Source organism: Pseudobutyrivibrio sp. 49, from assembly GCF_900100545.1.
GTDB lineage: Bacteria > Bacillota > Clostridia > Lachnospirales > Lachnospiraceae > Pseudobutyrivibrio.
In genome coordinates this window covers 1-4,910 of the sequence record NZ_FNDP01000036.1, presented here as the reverse complement: position 1 = coordinate 4,910, position 4,910 = coordinate 1, and the positions used below count along the sequence as shown (strand labels likewise).

4 protein-coding genes, 5 tRNA genes and 2 rRNA genes are annotated in these 4,910 nt (G+C 36.0%); 9 read left to right on the top strand and 2 right to left on the bottom strand.

Annotated elements, in window-relative coordinates; all coding sequences use genetic code 11:
* Both BLP54_RS15460 and BLP54_RS15455 read left to right on the top strand, forming a co-directional pair.
* A 23S ribosomal RNA gene (locus BLP54_RS15460) occupies positions 1 to 272 on the top strand; the annotation flags it as partial.
* A gap of 72 nt (positions 273 to 344) precedes the next feature.
* Positions 345 to 417, top strand: a tRNA-Thr gene (locus BLP54_RS15455).
* Between the two features lie 64 nt (positions 418 to 481).
* Here BLP54_RS15455 and BLP54_RS15450 read toward each other — a convergent pair.
* The gene (locus BLP54_RS15450; protein WP_090171529.1) at positions 482 to 1,897 is read right to left on the bottom strand and encodes a GGDEF domain-containing protein; all 1,416 of its coding nucleotides are present in this window, start codon (positions 1,895 to 1,897) and stop codon (positions 482 to 484) included.
* Positions 1,898 to 1,986: 89 nt separating this feature from the next.
* Positions 1,987 to 2,817: an NAD(+) diphosphatase gene (nudC, locus tag BLP54_RS15445; protein WP_090171526.1), complete on the bottom strand. Its 831-nt coding sequence runs from the start codon at positions 2,815 to 2,817 to the stop codon at positions 1,987 to 1,989.
* Between the two features lie 242 nt (positions 2,818 to 3,059).
* Here nudC and BLP54_RS15440 point away from each other — a divergent pair.
* The 7 genes from BLP54_RS15440 to BLP54_RS15410 all read left to right on the top strand — a co-directional run.
* Positions 3,060 to 3,133 (top strand) — tRNA-Ile (locus tag BLP54_RS15440).
* Between the two features lie 17 nt (positions 3,134 to 3,150).
* Positions 3,151 to 3,222 (top strand) — tRNA-Asn (locus BLP54_RS15435).
* Positions 3,223 to 3,229: 7 nt separating this feature from the next.
* A tRNA-Pro gene (locus tag BLP54_RS15430) sits at positions 3,230 to 3,304 on the top strand.
* 20 nt (positions 3,305 to 3,324) lie between these two features.
* A tRNA-Gly gene (locus BLP54_RS15425) sits at positions 3,325 to 3,395 on the top strand.
* Between the two features lie 142 nt (positions 3,396 to 3,537).
* The gene (locus BLP54_RS15420) at positions 3,538 to 3,846 is read left to right on the top strand and encodes a glutaredoxin domain-containing protein (protein ID WP_090171523.1); all 309 of its coding nucleotides are present in this window, start codon (positions 3,538 to 3,540) and stop codon (positions 3,844 to 3,846) included.
* A 42-nt stretch (positions 3,847 to 3,888) separates the two neighbouring features.
* On the top strand, positions 3,889 to 4,362 hold the full coding sequence (locus BLP54_RS15415; RefSeq protein WP_090171519.1) for a flavin reductase: 474 nt from the start codon (positions 3,889 to 3,891) through the stop codon (positions 4,360 to 4,362).
* A gap of 457 nt (positions 4,363 to 4,819) precedes the next feature.
* Positions 4,820 to 4,910: ribosomal RNA gene (locus tag BLP54_RS15410) — 16S ribosomal RNA — on the top strand; the annotation flags it as partial.

Genomic DNA, 4,910 nt, shown 5'->3' with positions numbered 1-4,910 from the left:
GGAGGATATTTGAGAGGAGCTGCCCCTAGTACGAGAGGACCGGGGTGGACGGACCACTGGTGTATCAGCTGTCGACCAACGGCATAGCTGAGTAGCCAAGTCTGGACGGGATAAACGCTGAAGGCATCTAAGCGTGAAGCCCCCCTCAAGATGAGATATCCCCTCCTTCAAGGAGATAAGATCCCTTAAAGACGATAAGGTAGATAGGTTCAAGGTGTAAGTGCGGTAACGCATTCAGCTGATGAATACTAATAGATCGAAGGTTTATTCTAAAAAGATGTAAGCGTGTTCTCGAACACTGTATGAAGTTTTGAGGTTGCTATGATGACATAGTTTTACTGTAAGCCGATGTGGCTCAATTGGCAGAGCAGCTGATTTGTAATCAGCAGGTTATCGGTTCGAGTCCGATCATCGGCTTTATAATATGACCCTTAGGATAAAGTCCTAAGGGTTTTTTCGTATAAAAAGAAAGGCGAGGGGTTTATTCCCTCGCGGCTTTCATTAACATTTTATTATCGTACATTGTTTTATCAGCTCGTTTAAATACATCCTCTATAGATTTATCGTTTTCAGAATCATATATTGCCATACCTAAAGCCACAGAATAACGTTGCCAAGGTTCTATTGATGTATTGCTGGATGTATCTGTGAAAATTAATTCTAATTCGTCTAAAAGAGTATTCCTATTCATATAATCCATTTTCTCAAGTAGAATTACAAATTCATCTCCGCCAATCCTGAATATAGGAGAATGACTGAAAATTTGACACATTTCTCTGCAGGCTCCAAATATGTATTCATTTCCACGCTCATGTCCATATGTATCATTGATTTTCTTGAGGTAATTTAAATCTGCCATAATGATTGCAAATTCAGCAGTACCATGTTCAATTTCTTCATTAACTCGTTGAGATGTCTTATCATACCACGCTTTGTTTTTAACCTTAGTTAAGGAATCTTGATAAGCTAGCATATCCATATAATTGACTTGTGTCTTAAGATCGCTAACCTTTTCTTCCATATTAACTATATTCATTACATATGAATGCATATCCTCCGACATCTGTGAGATTGCATCATATAGACTCTCGACTTCGTTATGTGTATGTATTGGAGGTACATCCAATACCAATTTAGATGGATCAGTTTGTTCATGGGCATTTTCGGCAAATATTGAAACATTTCTTTCCAAATTGGCTATAGGCGATATAACGTTTTTTTCTAACCAAAACTGTAATAAGAACATGAATATAATACCAAGTGTAGTTATGATTATAATATTCTCTGTGATATATGCTTGAAGTGCATCATGTAATTCGGCAATATCTATATCAACACATAGTATTGCAAAGTGCTTGCCAGATGAATCAATTAACGGAAGAATACCTGTATAATCAACGCCCCAGGAGCTTCTATCCTCCAAGAAAGAAATATCATCTTTATTTAGAGCGTCAAGGTGAGCCTGAGCCATTTCGGCTGAATAATCATCGTGACATATGTATCCAAGAACAATGTCCTCATCAATATGATATTCTCGTTCATACTCCGTTGTAGCGGAAAGAACAATTAGCATATTATCAGTTTCATTGTTATTTAATGGTGTGACAATATATAGATAATGAATATTGAATTGTTCTACCACATCATCCATAAGATGCATGAGTTCATTGTATTTTGGAGATTCTTCAAGATTATCTACACAATTAGATAAATCATCTAAGTCAATATGACTATGAACGTACACTAAGATATCTGTTATTCGCTCTTCGTATGATTTATATAGTGATTTACGGAAACTACGGAATGTAAGAATATTTAAAAAAATGCATAGTAATAGTATAAACGCCATAGAGCCTATGAAAATACTTTGCCTAAGGGGTTTATCAAACTTATGCATTACGATGTTCTCCTGACAATTAAGTCACAAACATACTCCACAAATATATTATAGAAGAAACGTATGAAAAAATTATGATAGTGAACAGCTTATAACAAACCTTCCTTGAATATTTTCATCATTTCGTTTGTAAGACTATATTCCAGCGGTTGAAGTTCAATTTCTTTTCTTGGAACCCACTGAGCATACTTTAGCTCTTCTTCATCCATTTTGATAGAATCATCACCATTAACCTCACAGAAAAATCCCATCAGTATATCACTGGCAATTCCCCAAGGTTGAGATTTATAGTAACGGATATTTTTTACTTTGAGTCCAGTTTCTTCCATGACTTCACGAGTTACTGTTTCCTCTACAGATTCTCCTATTTCTGTAAAGCCTGCAACAAGAGCATTATGGGCAAATCCGGTTCTATATTTTGTCAAAAGAAGTTTGTCATTATTAATAACACCGACTATAACAGCTGGATTGATTCTAGGATAGACAGTTTTTCCACATTTTGGACATACTCTAGCACGTTCTGTCAACGAATTTTCGTTCAGTGATCCGCAACGTCCGCAGTATCTTGTTCCTTCGTACCATTCAATAAGCTGAAATGCAGTAAAAGCTGCAAAAACATAGTGTTTTGGAAAAAGATAATCTTTACGAAGATCTCGCATATCATAAAATGAGAAATCCTTAGGGATATTAACGGCTTCAGAATCAGTATAAAAGAAGTCTTCATCATCTATACTGAAAAGGTATGTATAATGTATATCTAGTCCAAGAACACCTGCCAGTGGATAAGAAATTTCCTTTTTATCATTATCGATTTTTAGCAAGAATTTTCCACCTTTAAAAAGCACGACAAGACTATTCGTATTTACGGATTTAACAGAGTAACTATTATTAAGCTTTTTTGGTGATATATCCTGAATCATAGACCTTACCTCTCTGCGATTAATGTCTAGATTATAGCACATGTTAAAAGTAGTTTTTCAATAATTATCATATGATATAGTTGCTATATAGATTTGCCTGACAGATTGCAATAGATTCTAACTAAAGCGTTAAATTTGGCAAATAGACGCACTTTAAAAAAATGAGGAAAATCCGTTGACACCGAGTGTCTGGGATGATACCATAATCAAGCACTCGAAATTATTTCGTATAAAAGTGTTGAGGGCTTATAGCTCAGCTGGTTAGAGCGCACGCCTGATAAGCGTGAGGTCGGTGGTTCGAGTCCACTTAAGCCCATTTATAAATGTAAATAATCCTCGATAGCTCAATGGTAGAGCACTCGGCTGTTAACCGAGTTGTTGTAGGTTCGAGCCCTACTCGGGGAGTTTATTTCGGGGTGTGGCTCAGTTTGGCTAGAGCACCTGGTTTGGGACCAGGGGGTCGCAGGTTCGAATCCTGTCACCCCGACTTAGAAATTAATAATTTATGCGGGTGTGGTTCAATGGTAGAACATCAGCCTTCCAAGCTGAATACGTGGGTTCGATTCCCATCACCCGCTTTTTGTGTATAAAAATATATTATTTAAATTTTGTAGAGTTGAAGATTTTTTCTTCGACTCTTTTTTTGTAAAAGAAAAACTACCACCACAAGAAGTGTGTTATATTAATGCTGTAAGAATAATATTATCAGGAGGTGTCGCTATGTTAAAGATTTATGGAAGAGATGACTGCCCAGATTGTGTTGCTTGTAAAGCTAGTTTCGACGAAGCAGGTCTTGAGTACGATTTTAGAGATATAGGCAAGTCGTTAAAAGATATGGCTGTTTTCATTAAGATAAGAGATATAAATGAAGTGTTCGATGAAATTGTAGAAGCAGGGAAAATAGGTATTCCGGCTTTGGTATTTGAAGATAGAAGTGTGACTTTGGATTGGGAAGAATATCTTGAGGAAGAAGGATATTTAATTGAGAAATCGCCATCATCCTGTTCGGTAGATGGTAGTGGTTGTTAGTATGAGAATTGCAATGATTTAAGAATTATAAGGAGAGAGCGAATGGAATTTACAACAGATGTTTTTTCACAGTATGACAAAAAGTGGGCGCTGTTAACAGCAGGAAATATTGAAAAGTTTAATACGATGACAATAAGCTGGGGTGGTTTTGGAACATTATGGAATAAGCCAGTGGCAACAGTTTATGTCAGAAACTCTCGTTATACACATGAGTTTTTGGATAATAATGAGTTTTTCACAGTCAGCTTTTATCCAGATGAGCATAAGAAGATTCTTAGCGTTTTAGGATCTAAGTCTGGAAGAGAAATGGATAAGATTCATGAGTCTGGATTAACAGCCAAGGAATGTGGTGATAGCGTAACATTTGAAGAAGCAGAGGTTACATTTGTTTGCAGAAAACTTATGAGACAACCATTAGAAATAAAATATATGTTAGTGGATATTGCATATCAGTTCTATGATAGAGAAGCGCCACATGACATGTATATCGGAGAGATCGTGGATATAATCAAATAAATGTCTATTATTGTTTTGTAAGCTACCAGTCCAATATGAAGGCTGGTAGCTTATTTTTTGATATTCGCAGAAGTATTATTAGAATTGTTTGAAATGGTAGATAATTCCAACAACACACCTGATACAAGGATAATAGATTTACTTTAAAAAAATATAAAAAATCCGTTGACACCAGGCAATTAGGATGATACTATAATCGAGCGCTGAGGGACAGCAAGTCACACAGCACAAACGAAGATTGATAACTGAACAGTGAAACAAACCTTGAATTAATACATTTTCAAAATGAAACATGTATCCTTGAAATTCATTTAGTTTCTAAGACGAAACAAAAACCTTTATTAAAGGGTGAGGATTTTCAAAACTTGATTTTGAAAATCATTGCCTAGTAAGAATCTCTGATTCTTACATATCAAGTAAACAAGTCAGTTTTATACTGATTCGGAATTAAACTTTTAAACATGAGAGTTTGATCCTGGCTCAGGATGAACGCTGGCGGCGTGCTTAACACATGCAAGTCGAACGAAGCAGTTTATCACGATCCCTTC